Here is an 18,752-nt window from a genome sequence, read left to right as displayed (position 1 = left end):
AAAAAGTGAACATTATACCTCCATAACGAACAAAATACATACACGCACATTATATGAAAAAGCAATAGAAATGAGGAATGCCAAATGATTGGTGAACGAGTGAAGCAATATCGTAAAGAAAGAGGGCTGTCTCTCACAGAACTGGCCGACCGAGCCAGTGTAGCAAAAAGTTATCTTAGTGCCATCGAACGAAACATCCAATCAAACCCGTCAATTCAGTTCTTGGAGAAAATTGCCGGCGTTTTAGGAATCACCGTGGATCACTTATTAAAGGATAAGGTGGAGAACACGAGCACAGAGTCTAATATTGACGAAGAATGGCAAACCCTTGTTAGAGAAGCGATGAACTCGGGCGTATCCAAAGAAGAGTTTAGAGATTTTCTAGAGTTCAATAAGTGGAAAATGAAGAAATAACAAAAAAGCCTCCATAATGTATTAGGAGGCTCTTTTTATGAGATTCGTTTCGCGTGAACGATCAGACGATGAGTTGGGTTGATCATCGGCTCGCACGTGATGAGAGTAATGACCGCCTCATCCCCCATGGGCTCAAGCACGCTCGTATCCTCTGGGACGACTACATCGAGCTCAAACACTTGGTATTCCTCTTCCCCATTGCGCGTCGTTATCCGAACAAGATCCCCTTCTTTTATCTCATCAAGTCGATTAAACTGACGACCGTACGTATGACTACGGTGGGCGGCAATGCCGGCGTTGCCCGTTTCCCCAATCGGAGTCGTACCGGTAAGGTGTCCAGCTCCTACCTTCAGGTTTTCTTCGCTTGCCCCCTGTAGTATTGGAAGAGTCAAGCCAATTCGGTCAATTTCAATGATGGCGATCGTATTGCCTCTAGCCCCTTCTTCCACAAAAGGATCCGACTGATTGTCCGTACTATCAATATTGCTGTCCACTTCATCACCTGAATCAGAAGTCTGAACGGTCTCCAGTTCTTCCATAAAAGCAGCCTCATCGGTAAACGCCCTTTCCTCCGTTTCGTCTGCATCCACACTAGTAAACACCTGTTCAAGCTCCAGAAACTCTTCTACAAGCTGCCGCTCCTCTTGGGCATGAAAGTACTTCTGGGCATGGGGGAAAAACAGTACACCGAGCCCCACAAGAATAAGCAGAATCGAAATCAGGCGAAGCATTAGTGTTGAACCTTTACTTTGTTACACCTTCTTTGCTGGTACAGATAGATCCCCGCTACAAGTAGAAATGTGCCAATGAGGTAGTAAAGGAATGGGATTTGTTCTCCGGTTTGCGGCAGACCCCCGCCTAATGTTGGAGTTGAGCCTCCTGGTGCGGGAGGTGGTCCAGCTGATTCGCCCGGACCATCATGATCTGTTTCTTCCCCTGGCAAAGAGTCTTCAGGTATTGTGACAGGAGATGCTTCAGCCCAAAATATAATCTGAAATTCTGCAAACTCACCCTGAAATTTGTTACCTGATCCGAAAGGAAAATGGGCTTCAAAAGTAATTTCTTCCTCAGAATCCACAGCTAAGTATCTTGGGTCCAATCCCTCGAACCCATTGAGATTACCTCCATATAAAATTAGTCCATCGCTATCTAAGACACGCAACTCTAAGAATTCAAATAGTTCAAGTGACCCCCCTGTTTGTTCCACAGAAGAAAAAAAGTAATAATTTGTGTTGCCATCGTTCCTTACAATAAGAGATTTAGTAACAATATCTCCTGGTTTTAAGTTAGAATCATTAAACAACATAGTCTCAGGCATTGAAGTAATACTTACATTTAATTCTTCCTGTTGGGCATACAAAATTGAAGGAGAAATTAAAAGACCTACAGCCATAAAACTAATAACAGTTACTTTCAATATATATGATAACAAAGAACCATCACTCCCAAATTATTAAAATCAAGGAAGGGCGCCTTCACACCCTTCCTTGACTAATTAATCATTTTGACGCGAGCCATCTGGACTAGACGGTCCATGCATATCCTGCACTGCCTCGAATGTAAATTTAAACTCAAGTTCGTCACCTTGGAAGCGGTTTTGTTTCATTAAACCATTATCGAGCCTCTCGTCTTTGTTCTCAAAGATTAGGCTAATCCGAATTTTATCTTCTTGATCAGGGCTCAAAAGACCGTCTCTACTAATGTCGAAGTCTTCAAAAACATCGTTATTAATCAGATCATATAGAGTCCATCTTCCTCCCTCTGGATTAGAACCTGCCCTATTAAGTAAGTTCACTTCTCCCTCTTGATATTGATTTGTCCACCAAATTTGAACTTCAAACTGTTTAGCAAATTCATCTGCATTAGTAGGACCATACATTTCTAGGTCTCTTTCCCCATCACTGAAATTAGTAACCTCTGTGTTCATAAGAACCTTCGCAAAATCAATCGTAGATGCCTGTCCATGTTTAATGGTAAAAGTTCTGTCCATTCTTTCAGTCGGTTTAAGATTCGATACATCGAAGACAACTTCAGGATGTACTTCTAGATCAAGAACACCAGCTGCAAAACGATTATTGTCGACTACCTCAATATCGTTAAACGCTGCCCATGTTCCTCCTCCTACTAGTGATAGTCCAAGTACTCCTGTCAATACACCTACACCGATCTTCTTCTTAATACTCATTGAATAATTCCTCCCTTTCACCTCTTTTGAGGTATGTATAAAGATATATCTTACCGGCGCCGATATTTGCCAGCGCCGCTAAAATCAAGCTAAGCACTCTCAGTCGAAGATGCTGCTTCGGTTAGTGCTTTTCGTTTTTCCTCATTTAGCTGTCTGAAGCCTCCGTATAGTTGTTTAACTGAACTAATCAGGAGCATGACACCGGGTATGATTAGAAGTGCTACTAATCCAAATTGTGAGTTTGCGAAGTCCATTGCATAGCCTAAATATGGTACGTTGATCCCGTCGTGTAGGCCGTAAACATTGTCTGAAAGAACAGGGTTGGTATCTGCAGCTTCGTTGTTATCACCTTTTGTCATATACATCACATGTCCGTTGTTGTTAATTACATCAATGATTCGGTGAGTAACAAACACGCCTTCTTCCTGCTGAAACATGATCACATCATCTACAGAAAGGCTTTCCTTATTTATGTTAGGGTTGATACCGATAACAGCACCGGTTTGAATCTCGGGTTCCATGGATCCCGAATAGACAACCTTAAGCTCTTTCCCAAAAACCTGCGTTTCTCCATCTGAAGTTAAAGAAGTTAATACGAGAATGGCTGTAACAATCAACATGCCGAACAGGAGAACGTTGACTCCTGTACTTATTCCTTTAAGAATTTTTACACCCATGATGTAGTTCCCCTTTCATTAGTTTTTCTTAGTCTCATAGATTTCTGACCAGTGTTCTTTGCCACTTGCAGAAGTTGTTTTGATTGAAAAGTTCCGGTTTAGTAATTCAGCTTCAAACTTCACCCTTTTTGATTCACTCGCTTCTATGTTACTAATTTGAACTTCATCCACTTTGGTATTATTGTTTTTTACAGAGCCATTTTCTTGATGCGTGTGGAGAGTAATTACAACATCTTTCATATCTACGGAACTGTTATTCGTGAGTTCAACTTCCACTTCACTTTCACTTTGATCTAATTTAAATGAAACATTCTCTTCAATTTCTTTTTCTATGGTTTCTTCCTCAGCTTTTTCTTCAATTGGTTCTTCTTCTATTGGCTCCTCTTCATTTTGCTGATCCTCCGGCTGTTTATCATTATCTATAGAAGTCTCATGTTCTTCATCCTCTTCTTTTTTACTATCCTCTTTAAGATTCTCATTCTTTTCTTCACCTTTCTCTTCGTCAACCTGTTCTTCCACTTCCTCATGAGTTTTCACATCATGGTTTTCATCATATTTTTCGAAGCAACTTACATCAATTTCTGTCCTCGGCAACCCTTTATTTTGGTTGCCTTTTCCATTTGCGTGTTTTGGATGCCTCTCTGCTACAACGAAATATTTTCCGTTTCCATCACTTTTGTCCATTTCATATGTGATCGTTTCACTTTGATCTTTATTTAGAGGTCCATATTTCCCTTCAAAAATTAGGGTATACTTTTCATTTTCCTCTAAGTTATTTCCGGGAGGTCCTGATCCAAAGTAAATCCAATACCTTAATTTCCCTCCCATGTCTCCGTCCCCAACGTTTTTAATCTCCGCTGTAATTTTTTCACAAGATTCTAATTTACCATTGGTAACTTCAATAGAACTTTTATCCCATTCGTCTAAGAATGGATCCGGAAATTCATCTGCAGCCTTTAATTGCATGGATATTGATTCTGTGTCGTTAAACAGAGCATTGGTTGAACCCATCGTCTGAGCGACGACCAGAAAAAATATGTAACTGAACAACGCAATTTTGATATAAATACCTTTGACTATTGATCTCTTCCGCTGAGCAGTGAGCCGGCCTTTCCTCATACCATCGCCCTCCTGAGAACTCAGGATCTGAATGAGCCTTCTGAAGTCCGCCAGTTTTTTCAATCGGTATCCCTCGCATTCCATCCCGTTCTTTATTACGTTCATTTTGTTCTTTATATCGAATATACCCCTAGTATAAACGTCCTTGTTCGTTATTAAAAACACGAGAAACAAGCAATAACAACGTTATAACGAACAAAAATACGTTCTTTATAACGTTTTTCTCCCTTTTCCTTAGTATTTCATCGTTTTTTAAACTTTTCATAATCCTTTTTAACGAATGACTTGATTAGTAATACCTAAGAATAACCATCATATGTTAATTATCAATAAAAAAAGACACTCCCGTAGTAAAAACGGAAGTGTATCGTTATACCTATTCTATTTTACAAACTAGCTTCCTTATGTAGCTGCTTCGTGAGGAATGATCGGATCTCTTCTTTTGTAAGTCCCATGTGCAATGCTTCTTTAATTAACGCTTCCCATTCTTCGTCATACCCTTGTTCCACTCGTTCAGATACTGCCACCTTTGAAATCCTCCTCTCAAATATGTCCTTGCTAGGTGGCTCGGCGATCATAGAACCAAAGTCGTTCCTTAGACCCGTAGCTTTGCGTCCCTATTTTTCAACAGGTTTGCCGTTGAACTAGAAGGAGGATGGTTCAGGAATGTAAATTCGTTTTTCACAAAATCAAAACGGTCTCCCAATCCCAATACCGATTCGTCCTCGTCCTCGTTACATTTACTGGGGCTTGTGGTAGATAAACGTTAACAATCATTTGGAAGTACGTTACCAAAACGGTTACGATATAGAACATTTGATGTAGTTCCATTATATACAAATAAGCCAAAAAAGTCCTATAAAGATTTTGCTGAATATTGTCATAACTCTTAATTTAGATCTTTAGTACTATTTTTAGGGTTATCCAATGAAGGGAGTCTAATGAAATGGTCGAAAAAAGGGACTCCTAAGAGTCCCTTCTAATAAAATCCATGTTAAATTGTCGATTACAATTGCTTTACTCATCCTGAACAACAACAATCCTTGTTCCATCGACACTGATCACTTTTACTTTCTCATCACTTTGGATCCATTGATTGTCACTAGTGGCACTGTACAATTTTCCGTCAACCTCAACTGTACCAGTCGGTCTAAAAGGTGTCTTTGTTAATCCTGTTTTTCCGACAAGCTCTTTGTACGTTTCGTTCATAGAGTTATATCCTTCTTCCGAAGAGAGCTTATCTTTAAGCGTCATCTTATTCCAAAGGTTTCTTGGAGGGAATACTTTAGTGAACAAAAACGAACTCGGTACTGCAAGTATTAGAGCAAATGCAACCATCGTTCCATAAATGATACCTGGCGTCGGTAGAGACAATCCAAGGATCATTAGTAACACACCAACAAGGGCAATCGTACCATCTGTAGTCACCTTGCCGTCAAAAATAATTAACGCAAGACCAATCAAATAAAGAAGCACAACCCACATTCCAGCGTCCGCTGTAAGGTGGTATGAGAAGTACATGGTCATAATTCCAATTCCCAGAATTGCAAAGAGACCTTTGGATCTGACCATAATTTCACCAAAAATAAAGAGTGTACCTAAAAAGACAACTAAAAATCCAATCGTCGGTGATTCAAGCATTTCCATTTCTTATTTCCCCCAATCGTAGAGAAGAGCATGTTGGTTGTTCTGTGTTCATTATCCTTATCATAACAAAAATATCGGTTTAATTTATATACGAATAGCTTCCGATAAGGTTTCACGTATTATTAATTTATTTTTTAGGTGAATATAATACGACCATTCATGTGTTTTATTCCTTTAAAATAGGATTTTCCAAACCCTAAGCTAAACTTTATTAAAACAACACAAATAATCAGCTCCGTCATATAGACGAAGCTGATTTTATTATTATTTAGTAAATGGAGAGATAAAGGCTGATGAGAACCAGCTTCTAACTGCATCAATCAACGCTTCAAAGAAACCTAGAATTGAATCAATAAGTCCTTGACCTTCTTCACTTTCTAAGAACTCGGTCAAATTTTCACGGATGCTACCAATCTGTTCTTGTACTTGTGACCAGTCAATGTTCAAGTTTTGCATGCGCTGAAACAAAGAAACAAGACCATTCTTTTCTTCGTCTGTAAGTTCAATGCCCAATTCGCGAGCAATATGATCAATAAGGTCACGCAAGTCTTCCTCTGTTTCAACGTTTCCTTCTGCAATTTCTTCTTTAATACGGGTCATTAGTTCTGTCGCTTTTTCGACCCCTACATTTTCCCCAAGCTCAGCAGTTTTTACCATTTCTTCATTAGCTACTTGTTTTTGCTCTTCAGGAATAACCTCGTCTGTAGAAATCTCGTACGCTTTAATCAAGCCTGTAAGCGCTGCTGTTCCACTAACATTAAAAGGTGCAGTTACGTAGATTTCTGCATCCTCTACTCCTGCTGTGGCCAACGCATTGGTGTACATTTCTTCACTTACCCAATCAATTCGGTTTGTAGTTACGTTTAAGCCTGAACCCTCTTCCAATAGCGTAATTTTAGATGAAGATAACGCATTCGAACCAATTCGGCTTGCTGAAATGTAGTTTCCTAAGTATTGGTGTTCCTCTTCATTCGTAACATATACAACAAGTGCTTCGTCCTCAGACACACCCATTTCATCTAACAGTTGACTTTGTTGGTTGGCATTTAGATCTTCCCCAAGTGTAACAATAACATCCCCAGGTGCCGCATCCGCATACGTGGTTGAAACAAGTAAGAACCAACCTGCAAAAACCGCCACTGTACTTTTAAATAGTTTGTGTTTCATTTGTTCCTATCTCCTTCCGAGCCGCTTTTCTTTTTCTTAACGACATCTCCATAAAGCTATCTTATCTGTAAACATGAACGGTGAAAAGAGTCAATTATCCCTTTTGTAAGACCAAACGTTTAGTCGGAAACGTGCCTTTAAGCCATACAGCAACCACGCCGAGCAATACGAATGATTTTAAAAACATCCCCCACTCATTCATCATCCAGGAGCTGTAAACGACTGGACCAAAAGCCACTCCTAGAAAACGAATCATGTGATAAAAAGACACAACCATGCCCCTTTCATGATGTGAGACGGCAGATGTAACAAGGAAGTTACAACACGGAAGAAAAAAACCTACCCCAGCTCCAATCAATGTAAGGTAAATAACTGTCGCAATAAAGGAATGATATATAAGAGCAAAAGATATTGGAAGCATGCACAAGGCCAGGCTAACCACAAGAAGAGACGTAACCTTTTCACTCTCTTGGCCGACCTTCTTTCCTGCATAAAAAGAAGCCATTGTGAAAACCGTTAAAGGAATGGCAATGATCAACCCCTTCGTAATCCCACCCATCCCATATACTCGTTCAACTTCATAACTCAAATAAACAAGCAGCCCAAACAATAGAAACAACGCTACTCCACCAGCAAACATAACAGGAGTAATCCACCACGCCTCCTTCTTCATTGCTAAAAAAACACCTTTTATATAGTCAGTCATATTCACCGTTATTTTATCTTCTTCTACCTCATGAATAAATTTCGAGATACCAATAAGAGCAAGAGTAGCTAACAAGAAGTAAACCCAAAACGTGCTTGTCCAAATAAGTAAAGCAGCCAAAGCTCCGAGAATTGGGCTTATGGCTTTTCCAAGTCCATTAAATACTTCCATTGTTCCAAGAGCAACGCTTCTTTTTTCACCATAAAAACGATCCCCAATAAATGTCATGGCAAGGGACGCGGTCCCTCCCGCCCCAAGACCTTGAACGAATCTTCCTACTAAAAGAATGGAATACGCTAATTCCCCGTTCAAGAAAGTAGCCCCAGCACAAACGAGGCTTCCTAAAGCAATAACGATGAGAGAAGTCATCACCACTCGCTTTCGGCCAATTCGATCAGCTAAAATACCCACAAAAGGAATCGACAAGGCTGCAGGGATTGAAAAGACCGTTAAAATAAGCCCTGACTGAAACGTAGAAATCCCCATGTCTACCTCCATAGTTGGAAGAAGCGGAATAAACATGGAATTACCAATAACCATTAAGAAAGGCAATAAGCCTAGCATAAACACGATAACCTTCTCTTGTTTTGTCATATCTTCTCTTCACCTTACATTTTTGTCATATCGAAGTTGGACAAGCATAGGATAGAACTATCAACAATCGGGAGGTGCGTAATTGTGAAGCAAGCATTACTATTTGGCCTTATTCTCATCCTTTCAGTTAGTGTTTATTATGATCTGACAGAAGGGACATTACCCGACACGTCTTTAAGTCAGGGTCAAGTAGCTAGAGATGAGAGTGTGGATGTCCAAGTACAAACTCAACCGGCTACACTTGAATACCAAGAAGTCATCGTTCAATCAGGACACACCGTCTATACAATTGTAAAAGCCCTTCACCAAGATGCCCTTCTTGAATCAAATTTCGAAAAGATCGTCACAGACTTTGAGCGTTTAAATCCTAACGTAAGCGCACACGAGATTAGAGTCGGCCAGACTTATCGGTTTCCTATATATAGAGAAGTTCTTGAACAATAGTCTTAACATTGATCCCCCTGTAAAAATCATAGTCCTTGCCAGCTTTCCAGACGGTTGGTACAATGTGTGAGGACACATATTTAACGATTTTTATTCTTAACTAAAATAAAGGGGCGATCACGCAGTGACTCAAATCACCCATCGTACAAAAACGCGGCCGGTTAAAGTTGGACCGTTGACAATCGGAGGCAGCGACGAAGTCATCATCCAAAGTATGACAATGTCTAAAACACATGATGTGGAAGCCGTAACGAAAGAGATTCTTCGTTTAGAGGAAGCTGGTTGTCAAGTTGTCCGAGTAGCATGCCCGGACATGCGCGCCGCAGAAGCCATTCCAGAAATTAAAAAACGAATTAACATCCCTCTTGTTGTAGATATTCATTTTGATTACAAGTTGGCGCTTAAAGCCATTGAAGGCGGTGCGGATAAAATCCGTATTAACCCCGGTAACATTGGCCGAAGAGAAAAAGTTGAAGCGGTCGTTAAAGCCGCAAAAGAAAAAAAGATTCCGATTCGCATTGGCGTAAATGCTGGTTCTTTGGAAAAGAAAATTCTTGAAAAATACGGTTATCCAACAGCTGATGGTATGGTCGAAAGTGCTCTTCACCATATTAAAATTCTTGAGGATCTCGACTTCCATGACATTATCGTTTCCATGAAAGCCTCTGATGTGAACTTGGCTGTGGAAGCTTATGAAAAGGCGGCAAAAGCATTTGATTATCCTCTACATTTAGGAATCACCGAGTCAGGTACATTGTTTGCCGGTACTGTAAAAAGTGCTGCAGGCCTCGGGGTTATCTTGAATAAAGGAATCGGAAATACCGTTCGTATTTCACTAAGTGCAGATCCTGTGGAAGAAGTAAAAGTGGCCAAGGAGCTCCTTAAAACGTTCGGTCTTGCGGCAAATGCAGCAACCTTGATCAGTTGTCCAACATGCGGGCGTATTGAAATTGATTTAATTAGTATTGCTAATGAAGTAGAAGAATACATTCAGCAAGTTCACGCACCGATTAAAGTAAGTGTTCTTGGTTGCGCCGTTAACGGACCTGGTGAAGCGAAAGAAGCGGACATCGGCATAGCCGGAGCACGTGGAGAAGGCTTGTTATTCCGTAAAGGAAAAACGATTCGAAAAGTACCAGAAGAAACAATGGTTGAAGAATTGAAAAAAGAAATTGACAAGCTTGCAGAAGAACATTACGAAAAGCAACGTCTAGCAGAACTTGAAGCAAAAAATTAAATAATAATAATTAGAAAGGCGCACACATTTTTGTGTGCGCCTTTCCCTTTGACGTTTTTCAGGGTTTTGCGGTTAAAAGAACGGAGATAAAAACACACTGATAATGATCGAAAATGCACCAATACCGATGGCTGTATATCCGAGACCGGCACGGCCATTCGCCCGGGTAATGAATCCCATAACAATGGCAGCCGCACCTAGGACAACAGGAAGGAAAAATAAGCTTACGATTGCTAAAGCAACCGCAATAGCACCAATCCCCTTCCCTTCTGAAGCGTCTTCCATAAAATCCGCTTCTCCATCGTCATTAATCTCAGCATTAGCAAGCCTTGCATCAGGTGATACCTCGGCAGCCGTTTCTTCACGGTATTCCGTCTCAAGCTCGCGGTCCTTTGCAAGCTCTTGATCATCATAATAAGAAGCGTCCCGTTCTTCGTCCACAAGACGCAAATCGCGTTCTCGCTTATTGCGTTCGTCCATGGTACTCCCCCTTTTATCATTCGGACGTACCTTTAGTATGCACCTCCTGCGGGGTCTGACCCCGCACAATAGTGTGTAAATCTTGGAGATAGAAAGGTGTTTTGGTTAAATATGAAGAATATTTACAGGTTTGGGATTGATATTGATGGTACAGTAACAGATCCTGCTACCTTTATCCCTGCATTAAACGAACATTTCAAACGTGAGCTCACGTTAGATGACATTACTGAATATGATTTAAGCCGTGTTCTTGGCATTACAAAAGAAGACTTTTGGACATTTATGAAGCAACACGAAGGCAGCCTTTACTCACAGGCAAAACTTGCTAGTGAAGCGAAAAAAACATTGCTTGAATGGGAAAGGAAGCATGAACTTTTTTATATAAGCGCTCGTAACAGTCGCTTTGCTGATCTTACGAAGGATTGGTTTGACACGAACCAGCTCCCATACCATCACATTGAACTGATTGGCAAGCACGACAAAATCGGAGCTGTAAAAAAACATGACGTTCATGCATTTTTTGAAGACAAACATGATAATGCGGTTAACATTGCTGAAGAATGCGATATCCCTGTTGTGTTAATGAATACACCATACAACCAAGAGCCCGTCCCTAAACTTGTCCACCGGGTAAACAGTTGGCAGGAAGCAAGAGAAACGGTCAGGAAGTTGTTTGGATGAGGAGTGGATCACCACTCCCTCCTCGCCTGTTCCTTCGAAGGCACTGAAAAAGTTTGATCTTTACCTTTTTCAATGCTTTCTCTTTTTTCAATTAGGTATCTGCAGTTCGATGGGTGCATTCGTAACAGCCCTCCTTATTTACTTCAAGACCTTGCCTGCGCATTATTCCCCTGTCATTTACGTCCTTCTTACATTCGCTTTTGCCTTCTATGCCTTCCGAAAACAGTGTTTCTTAAATATGAAACAAGAAAAGTGGTTTATGCGAATGGTCATTGCCACGATCCGCATTAGTACCGATGATAGCTCCCCTCCCCATCACTACCTCCAAACGCACAAAAAACACCGCCCAAAAGGCGGTGCACATCGTTAATCAATTTACACTCTCTTCTCTCCACAATCCCCACAATATCCATAAATCTCGAACTTATGACCAGTAATCTGAAAGTCACCTGCACTCTCTTCAAATGCGTCCATCGGACAACTGTGAACATGCTTTGTTTTACCACAATCAACACAAATAAGATGGTGATGATGGTCGTTTGTAGAACAAGCAAACCGGAATTTCTTTTCCCCTTCAAGCTCTGTCTCTTCCAAAATACCAAGTTCCGAAAAGAGGGAAAGATTACGATAAATGGTATCAAAACTTAGACCTGAATACCGTTCTTGTAGGGCTTGTAACACATCTTTAGCTGCCAAGTACCTCTTTTCGTCAGCAAACAATGTAAGCATGTCTTCCCGTTTGTCTGTATATTTATATCCTTTTTCTTTCATGACTTTTAAGGCTTGCTCAACATTCATGTCCGTACAACCTCCTGTTTTATGCTAAACCGGTACGAAACCGTTTTAAGATAACAGCAATGAGCAATAGAACGACTCCCGTTACAACAATCATTCCTCCAGTTGCCACGTTCAAATGATAGGAGAAATATATTCCCCCGATCATCGCGAGCTCACCGAATAGAATACCGAAGATCACCACTTGACGAAAGCTTTTAGCAAGTTGGATACTCGCAGCAACTGGGAGCGTCACCATTGCACCAACAAGCAGAATGCCCACCACTTTCATGGACATTGAAATCACAAGAGCAATTAATAAAGAGAAAAAGAAATTAATCTTTCTTACCCCAATTCCACTCGTCTTCGCAAATTCCTGGTCAAAAGAAATCGACAGCAATTCCTTATAAAACATAATAAGAATGACGAGAGCTAAAACACCTGTAAAAAAGATAAACCCTAAGTCACCCAGTCTAACAGTCACGATACTGCCAAACAAATAGTTATACCATTCATTATATGACCCTTGGGACAAACTAATCAAAATGGCTCCTAATCCAATTCCAGAGCTTAAAATAATCGGAATCGCCAATTCTTGAAAGTGTTTATAAATTTGTCTTAACTTTTCAATCAGTAGCGAACCAGCTAAAGAAAAAACCAAGCCGGTATAAAGCGGGTTAATAAATCCAAGCCAAAGCGCAGATTGACTTAAAAAAATTCCAGCCGCTATTCCTGTTAACGTGATGTGAGACAATGCCTCGGATATAATTGTGATTCTTCTTACCAATAAAAAGGCTCCAAGAAGAGGGCAAATGAATCCGATAATTACTCCGGCAATGATACCTCTTTCCAAAAACGTCAGCTGTTGTAACAATTCCATTTTCACACGCCCTTTACACTCGTTTTCGAGTGAGTAGCACAACTACTAATAAGATAATAACGTTAATAATCACGATCGTTCCACCAGGTGCCAAATCCAAGTGAAACGCACTGATCAGTCCTACAATAACCGACAGCTCACCGAAAACGACTGCGTATACAAACATTTGCTTAAATCCTCTCGCAAGGCGCATAGCCGCAGCTACAGGTAGTGTCATGAGTGAAGATACGAGCAAGATTCCTACTACTCGCATAGAAGCCGCAATAACAAGGGCGACCATAATAATAAACAATACATGTAAGAATCGACGAGGAATGCCTGAAATGACGGCTTGGTCTTCATCAAAGCTTAAGAAAAACAGTTCCTTATAAAACAGAACAAGAAGGAGCGTCACTACAATCGTAATCCCAATAATCAAATGAAAGTCGGACTTAGTGACAGCTACTACGCTTCCGAACAAATAGTTAAACAAGTCATTATTGAAGCCGTTCGCAAGGCTGATAAACACTACACCAATACCAATACCTGCAGATAGGATAATCGGTATGGCAAGCTCTTTATAGTACACATAAACCGTCCTAAGACGCTCAATCATAAGAGCCCCTCCAACGGAAAAGGCTGCCCCCATATAAATAGGGTTCAAACCTGCAAAGAAACCGTAATACCTACCTAACAAGAGACTAAACGCAATACCAGACAGTGTAATGTGAGAGAGTGCATCTGCGATTAACGAAAGCCTCCTTACAACAAGGAAAACGCCTAAAAAAGGCGCTAAGAAACCGACCATCAACCCTGTGTAAAGAGCATACTTTAAAAAGTCATATTGAAAGAATACACTGATCAAGACGAATGTCCTCCATCATGGGCATGATCGTCATGATGTTCATGGTTGTGAGTAATAATCTGTACGTCATGACCATACATTCGGGACATCATATCGTCTTCTTGTTCCTCGTATTCCTTCGTATCACCATGAAAATGCAAGTGCTTATTTAAGCAGGCTACATCTGTCACATACTCAGTCATAGCCCCAATATCATGGGTAACCAAAACGAGGGTAATCCCTTTATTTCGATTCAGGTCTTTCAACATCGTGTAAAAGCGCTTCACGCTCTTCGCATCGACCCCAACCGTAGGCTCATCCAGGATCAACAGTTTGGGTTCACTCACTAGTGCACGAGCAATAAAAACCCGTTGTTGCTGCCCTCCTGAAAGTTGTCCAATATTCTCGTGCATAAATGCTTCCATCTCAACTTGCCTGATCGCTTCCCGGACTTTTTCTTTGTGTTTTTTCGTTAAGAAACGAAATAAACCTACTTTTCCGTATAGCCCCATTGATACGACTTCAAAGACCGTTGCAGGAAAGCCGCTATTAAAACTATTCGCTTTTTGACTTACAAAACCAATGTCCTCCCATTTATGAAACCGACTCAAACGCTCTCCGAACAGGCGAACCTCTCCTCTTTCAGGAGTCACAAGTCCAAGGAGACACTTAATTAGCGTTGACTTTCCTGAACCGTTAGGACCAACCAGCCCCAAAAACGATCCAGCCTCAATAGATAAATCTATATCTTCTAACACGTTACGTCCATGGTAGGCAAAGGACAAATCCTTTATCTCAATAATGTTACTCATCGTTATCACAGCCCTTTAATCCCAATCGTTTAAGAACGATTACGATTTATTCCTCCCAGTAGTATACATGAGGGGTTTATGTTTGTAAACACACGTGCATGAAGGCCATTACCATGATAACAAAAGAGAAGTGGCACTATTGTTCCATTCACCCAAAGACTTCGTATAAAGGTGTTCTTTTGATCTTCCCCACTTATCTTTACTCCCTTTTGTATGACCGTGTCTTCATTACCATAATAAGCTTACATGTCTGTCATAACAAGTCGTATTCATCTCATAAAACGTTTATAATAAGTAACAATACAAGGAATTTTTTCACAGTAAAGGTGTGATGGTATGTATAAACAAACTGCGGTTATCGATTTAGGCTCAAACTCTATTCGCCTTGTGATATTTGAAATAAACGAATACAGATGCTACAGAGAAATTCAAAACTTAAAGGTCGTTGCTCGACTTAGTTCTCACATTAATCAAGACGGATCACTTTCAAGGGACGGCATGAAGGTGATTAAAAAAACCCTTAAACGTTTTCGTTCCGTCCTCGAGCGATATCACGTATCTGACATTCACGGTGTAGCTACAGCTGCCGTTCGGAACGCTTCAAATCGCCAAGATATTGAAGCACTACTCCATACGTATACAGATATGTCATTTAACGTACTCTCTGAAAAAGAAGAAGCTCATTATGGTTTTCTTGCCGTCGTTAACTCAACTGACATTAAAAATGGAATTACCATTGATATCGGTGGAGGAAGCACGGAAATTACGTTTTTTAAAGATCGGAAACTAAACGATTATCACAGCTTTCCCTTTGGTGCTCTGACACTCAAACAAACCTTTATCACTGAAGACGCCCCTTCCAAAGAGGAACTAAAAAAGCTTCATCACTATCTCTTGCAAGCGTTCGATAGCCTTCCATGGCTCAAAGAATCAACTGGCACAGTCATAGGTATTGGAGGTAGTGCAAGAAACCTCGCTCTTGTTCATCAGCATGCCATTGATTATCCATTATCAGGGCTTCATCAATACGAAATGTCAGATCGAGATGTGAAGTCTGTATTTGAACGCCTTCAATCTCTTCCGTTAAAGAAACGTCAACAAGTGGACGGATTATCTAAAGACCGGGCTGATATTATTCTCCCAGCGATTTTCGTGATCCAAACCCTAATCGAATATACTAACGCTGATCATTATGTTGTTAGTAATAAAGGGCTTAGAGAAGGAGTCTTTTTTGAAACCTTACTAGGCGAAATGAAGGTAGAGTCGTTTCCGAACGTAACAGAAGAAAGCTTTTATCAACTGAGCAAAGACTACCATTTAGATTTCGACCACCACCGTAGACTATCTGTTCTGGCTACATATTTGCTTCGTTCTTTAGAAGGATATACTGGAGAGCATTTTAGCAACGAAGATATCCACCTCCTTCAATTAGGAGCTCGTGTCTTTTTTATCGGAGAATCCATTCATCCCGAATCCAGATCTCAGCATACGTTTTACTTGCTCACCAACCAATCAATCGATGGTCTTTCACACTCGAAAAGGCTCGCCGTTGCTCTTCTCGCATCCTTTCGTAACCGGTCTTTATTTAATCAATATTCAAAACCTTACAAGCAATGGATACCAAAACAAGACTTATCCAAATATGAAAAACTCGGCGCCATCTTAAGACTTGCATACGGATTAGACCGTTCTAAACAAGGTGTTGTAAAAAAAGTCATTTCTGATCCTGAGCAATCACAAGATGCATTATATTTAAAACTGGAAAAAAGTAAAGATGATTACTTTGAAGTGTTTCATGCTCAAAAATACAAAAAACATGTAGAACGAGCTTTTGGTATAAAAATTGAATTACTAACATAACCCAACGTATGAAAACTTCAGGAGCAACATTTCATTCGTCTATATCCAAAATGAACACTCTTGACATGTTCTTAACATAACCTTCACATTCTTTTGCTACACTTGTCTGAGAAAAGATAGAACGATGATGGATGGTGGATAAGAATGACGAATCAAGTATCAGACGAGGTGAGTAGTAAAGTGAACGTAAACAGCTCAGCTTATTATAATAACCGAGAATTAAGCTGGCTTGCCTTTAATCAACGAGTATTAGAAGAAGCCATAGACGAAGACAACCCACTGTTGGAGCGGTTGAAATTTTTGGCTATCTTCAGTGGAAACTTGGATGAATTTTTTATGGTACGTGTTGCAGGGCTAAAAGATCAAGTGAAAGCAGGGTTTAATAAGCCCGATAATAAAGCAGGACTTACACCTAAAGAACAGCTAAGAGAAATCAGTCATGCCAACCACAAACTAGTCGAACGGGAAGACAACTTACTTACCACTACACTTTTACCGGAACTTGATAAAGAGAACATTTCTTTTTTATCCATGAAAGACCTTTCCGAAGAGCAACTTGCATACGTTGAAAACCGATTTGATCAGTATATTTTGCCTGTGTTAACACCTATGGCTATCGATGCTTACCGCCCGTTCCCCATGCTGTTAAACAAAAGCTTGAACTTGGCTGTTATATTAACGGGGGAAAGAGAAAAACTTGCGATCGTACAAGTACCTGCTGTTCTTACACGCTACATTCAACTTCCGACTCGATTAAATATAAAGCAGTTCATTTTGCTAGAAAAGGTGATCAGCTACTTTATTGGGCGTTTGTTTATTGGGTATCAAGTCAAGTCCGTCTCCCCATTCCGAATTACCCGTAACGCCGACCTTACGATTCACGAAGAAGGCGCTAGGGACTTGCTCAGACAAATTGAGAAAGAACTAAAAAAAAGAAAATGGGGCGCTGCAGTAAGACTTGAGATGGAATATGGGAATATGGACAAAAAGGTTCTCTCCTTCTTAACGAACGTGCTAGAAATTCATAAAGATGATGTGTACGAAGTTAAAGGACCGATTGACCTTAGCTTTTTGTTTGGATTATACAAGGAGCTTGCGCCTGAATTCGAGCACCTTGTTAATGAAACACTTATCCCGAAACCTCCCATAGATCTCGTTGACGAAGAAGACCTGTTTGCTGCAGCTTTAAAAGGAGATGTTCTTTTTCATCACCCCTACGAATCATTCCAACCGATCGTGGACTGGATCACCAAAGCTGCACTTGATCCATCGGTTCTTGCGATTAAACAAACGTTGTATCGGGTCAGCGGCGATTCTCCCATTATTCATGCATTAGCTACAGCGGCTGAATCGGGTAAACAAGTAACAGTATTAGTTGAATTAAAAGCTAGATTCGATGAAGAAAACAATATCCAGTGGGCAAAAAAGCTAGAAAAGTCTGGCGTTCATGTGATTTATGGCATTACGGGACTCAAAACTCACAGTAAAATCACTTTAATCGTCCGGCATAGTCAAGGACAAGTAGAGCGATTCGTTCACCTTGGGACAGGAAATTACAACGATTCCACAGCAAAGCTTTATACCGACATGGGCATCATCACTTCCGATGAAGCATTTGGTCAAGACGCTACTAATTTCTTCAATCATCTCAGTGGATACAGTACTAAACCTGAATGGCAAAAGATCTATACCGCTCCTTTTGGTATCCGAGATCAATTCATCAAATTAATTGATCAAGAAATTGAAAAAGAAAAAAGGTACAAAAATGGGAGAATTATAGCAAAAATGAACTCGTTAACGGACAAATCCATCATTTTAAAGCTATACGAAGCTAGTCAAGCCGGGGTGAAAATTGACCTTATTGTAAGAGGAATTTGTTGCTTAAGACCAGGTGTCCCACAAGTGAGTGAACATATCACTGTCCGCTCCATTGTTGATCGATTTTTAGAGCATAGCCGAGTGTTTTACTTTTACAATAACGGTGAAGAAAACACATACCTTTCTTCTGCAGATTGGATGACTAGAAACATGGAAAAACGAATTGAGATCCTCTTCCCAATTGAAAGTAAACATTGCAAAGAACGAATTAAACAGGTTCTAGACATTACTCTTAAAGATAATATGAAAGCTCGCCTCCAAACAGTGAACGGCGATTATGAGTACAAAAGGAGAGAACCTTCTGAACCATCGGTGCAAAGTCAACTCGTCTTTTACAAACTCGCTTCAAAACACGCAGATGATGAGGAATAAAC

General features: G+C 40.4%; 21 protein-coding genes and 1 riboswitch. Of the genes, 7 read left to right on the top strand and 14 right to left on the bottom strand.

The annotated features are described in order from the left end of the window. The first annotated feature begins 84 nt into the window (after positions 1–84). Positions 85–414 (top strand): helix-turn-helix domain-containing protein, encoded by a 330-nt coding sequence (locus G476_RS0105745; protein WP_026689246.1) that lies wholly within the window; start codon positions 85–87, stop codon positions 412–414. Between the two features lie 35 nt (positions 415–449). Here the strand turns inward: G476_RS0105745 and G476_RS0105740 are convergent, their stop codons facing one another. The 9 genes from G476_RS0105740 to G476_RS21345 form a co-directional block, all read right to left on the bottom strand. Continuing rightward, positions 450–1,145, bottom strand: a complete 696-nt coding sequence (locus G476_RS0105740) for a class D sortase (RefSeq protein WP_026689245.1) — start codon at positions 1,143–1,145, stop codon at positions 450–452. Continuing rightward, positions 1,145–1,846, bottom strand: coding sequence for an LPXTG cell wall anchor domain-containing protein (locus tag G476_RS0105735; protein ID WP_026689244.1), 702 nt, complete (start codon positions 1,844–1,846; stop codon positions 1,145–1,147). The genes G476_RS0105740 and G476_RS0105735 overlap by 1 nt, the downstream gene beginning before the upstream one ends. A gap of 63 nt (positions 1,847–1,909) precedes the next feature. Next, complete coding sequence (locus tag G476_RS22810; protein ID WP_051314675.1) at positions 1,910–2,599, bottom strand: TasA family protein; 690 nt, start codon at positions 2,597–2,599, stop codon at positions 1,910–1,912. 89 nt (positions 2,600–2,688) lie between these two features. Continuing rightward, positions 2,689–3,276, bottom strand: coding sequence for a signal peptidase I SipW (sipW, locus tag G476_RS0105725; RefSeq protein WP_026689243.1), 588 nt, complete (start codon positions 3,274–3,276; stop codon positions 2,689–2,691). 18 nt (positions 3,277–3,294) lie between these two features. After that, a complete protein-coding gene (locus G476_RS0105720) occupies positions 3,295–4,458 on the bottom strand; it encodes a hypothetical protein (RefSeq protein ID WP_156906524.1) in 1,164 nt (387 codons plus the stop codon). Between the two features lie 323 nt (positions 4,459–4,781). Continuing rightward, positions 4,782–4,922, bottom strand: a complete 141-nt coding sequence (locus tag G476_RS23225; protein ID WP_245579634.1) for an anti-repressor SinI family protein — start codon at positions 4,920–4,922, stop codon at positions 4,782–4,784. A gap of 31 nt (positions 4,923–4,953) precedes the next feature. Beyond that, a riboswitch (cyclic di-GMP riboswitch) is annotated at positions 4,954–5,043 on the bottom strand. A 369-nt stretch (positions 5,044–5,412) separates the two neighbouring features. Then, complete coding sequence (locus G476_RS0105710; protein ID WP_026689241.1) at positions 5,413–6,042, bottom strand: NfeD family protein; 630 nt, start codon at positions 6,040–6,042, stop codon at positions 5,413–5,415. 264 nt (positions 6,043–6,306) lie between these two features. Further along, positions 6,307–7,209 carry a DUF1002 domain-containing protein gene (locus G476_RS0105705; protein WP_026689240.1) on the bottom strand — a complete coding sequence of 301 codons (903 nt, stop codon included), beginning with the start codon at positions 7,207–7,209 and terminating at the stop codon, positions 6,307–6,309. A 94-nt stretch (positions 7,210–7,303) separates the two neighbouring features. After that, positions 7,304–8,509 (bottom strand): MFS transporter, encoded by a 1,206-nt coding sequence (locus G476_RS21345; RefSeq protein WP_051314674.1) that lies wholly within the window; start codon positions 8,507–8,509, stop codon positions 7,304–7,306. 84 nt (positions 8,510–8,593) lie between these two features. Between G476_RS21345 and G476_RS0105695 the strand changes: the two genes are divergently transcribed. Both G476_RS0105695 and ispG read left to right on the top strand, forming a co-directional pair. Beyond that, positions 8,594–8,953 carry a LysM peptidoglycan-binding domain-containing protein gene (locus tag G476_RS0105695; protein ID WP_035186157.1) on the top strand — a complete coding sequence of 120 codons (360 nt, stop codon included), beginning with the start codon at positions 8,594–8,596 and terminating at the stop codon, positions 8,951–8,953. A gap of 124 nt (positions 8,954–9,077) precedes the next feature. Further along, entirely contained in the window at positions 9,078–10,190 is a 1,113-nt protein-coding gene (gene ispG / locus G476_RS0105690; protein WP_026689238.1) for a flavodoxin-dependent (E)-4-hydroxy-3-methylbut-2-enyl-diphosphate synthase, read from the top strand. A 72-nt stretch (positions 10,191–10,262) separates the two neighbouring features. Here ispG and G476_RS0105685 read toward each other — a convergent pair whose 3' ends face one another. Then, positions 10,263–10,670 carry a hypothetical protein gene (locus G476_RS0105685; RefSeq protein ID WP_035186155.1) on the bottom strand — a complete coding sequence of 136 codons (408 nt, stop codon included), beginning with the start codon at positions 10,668–10,670 and terminating at the stop codon, positions 10,263–10,265. A gap of 96 nt (positions 10,671–10,766) precedes the next feature. Between G476_RS0105685 and G476_RS0105680 the strand changes: the two genes are divergently transcribed. After that, positions 10,767–11,351, top strand: coding sequence for a 5' nucleotidase, NT5C type (locus tag G476_RS0105680; RefSeq protein WP_342664040.1), 585 nt, complete (start codon positions 10,767–10,769; stop codon positions 11,349–11,351). 109 nt (positions 11,352–11,460) lie between these two features. Next, positions 11,461–11,721, top strand: a complete 261-nt coding sequence (locus G476_RS0105670) for a hypothetical protein (protein WP_026689235.1) — start codon at positions 11,461–11,463, stop codon at positions 11,719–11,721. Positions 11,722–11,726: 5 nt separating this feature from the next. Here the strand turns inward: G476_RS0105670 and G476_RS0105665 are convergent, their stop codons facing one another. Genes G476_RS0105665 through G476_RS21340 form a run of 4 tightly spaced genes read right to left on the bottom strand, consistent with a single transcriptional unit; the run spans position 11,727 to position 14,640 of the window. Continuing rightward, positions 11,727–12,149 (bottom strand): Fur family transcriptional regulator, encoded by a 423-nt coding sequence (locus G476_RS0105665; RefSeq protein WP_026689234.1) that lies wholly within the window; start codon positions 12,147–12,149, stop codon positions 11,727–11,729. 19 nt (positions 12,150–12,168) lie between these two features. Beyond that, positions 12,169–13,005 carry a metal ABC transporter permease gene (locus tag G476_RS0105660; protein ID WP_026689233.1) on the bottom strand — a complete coding sequence of 279 codons (837 nt, stop codon included), beginning with the start codon at positions 13,003–13,005 and terminating at the stop codon, positions 12,169–12,171. A gap of 13 nt (positions 13,006–13,018) precedes the next feature. Further along, the gene (locus G476_RS0105655; RefSeq protein WP_026689232.1) at positions 13,019–13,849 is read right to left on the bottom strand and encodes a metal ABC transporter permease; all 831 of its coding nucleotides are present in this window, start codon (positions 13,847–13,849) and stop codon (positions 13,019–13,021) included. Continuing rightward, a complete protein-coding gene (locus tag G476_RS21340; protein ID WP_035186153.1) occupies positions 13,846–14,640 on the bottom strand; it encodes a metal ABC transporter ATP-binding protein in 795 nt (264 codons plus the stop codon). Before G476_RS21340 ends, G476_RS0105655 begins: the two co-directional genes overlap by 4 nt. 336 nt (positions 14,641–14,976) lie before the next feature. On the opposite strand from G476_RS21340, the gene G476_RS0105645 reads away from it, so the two are divergent. Both G476_RS0105645 and G476_RS0105640 read left to right on the top strand, forming a co-directional pair. Then, positions 14,977–16,500, top strand: coding sequence for a Ppx/GppA phosphatase family protein (locus tag G476_RS0105645; protein ID WP_026689231.1), 1,524 nt, complete (start codon positions 14,977–14,979; stop codon positions 16,498–16,500). Between the two features lie 144 nt (positions 16,501–16,644). After that, a complete protein-coding gene (locus G476_RS0105640) occupies positions 16,645–18,750 on the top strand; it encodes an RNA degradosome polyphosphate kinase (protein ID WP_051314673.1) in 2,106 nt (701 codons plus the stop codon). Positions 18,751–18,752 lie beyond the last annotated feature (2 nt).

The sequence above is a fragment of the Alteribacter aurantiacus DSM 18675 genome (genome assembly GCF_000429705.1).
In the GTDB taxonomy this organism is placed as follows: Bacteria; Bacillota; Bacilli; order Bacillales; family Salisediminibacteriaceae; genus Alteribacter; species Alteribacter aurantiacus.
The sequence above is the reverse complement of the archived record's forward strand: the minus strand, read 5'-3'. Positions and strand labels throughout refer to the sequence as shown.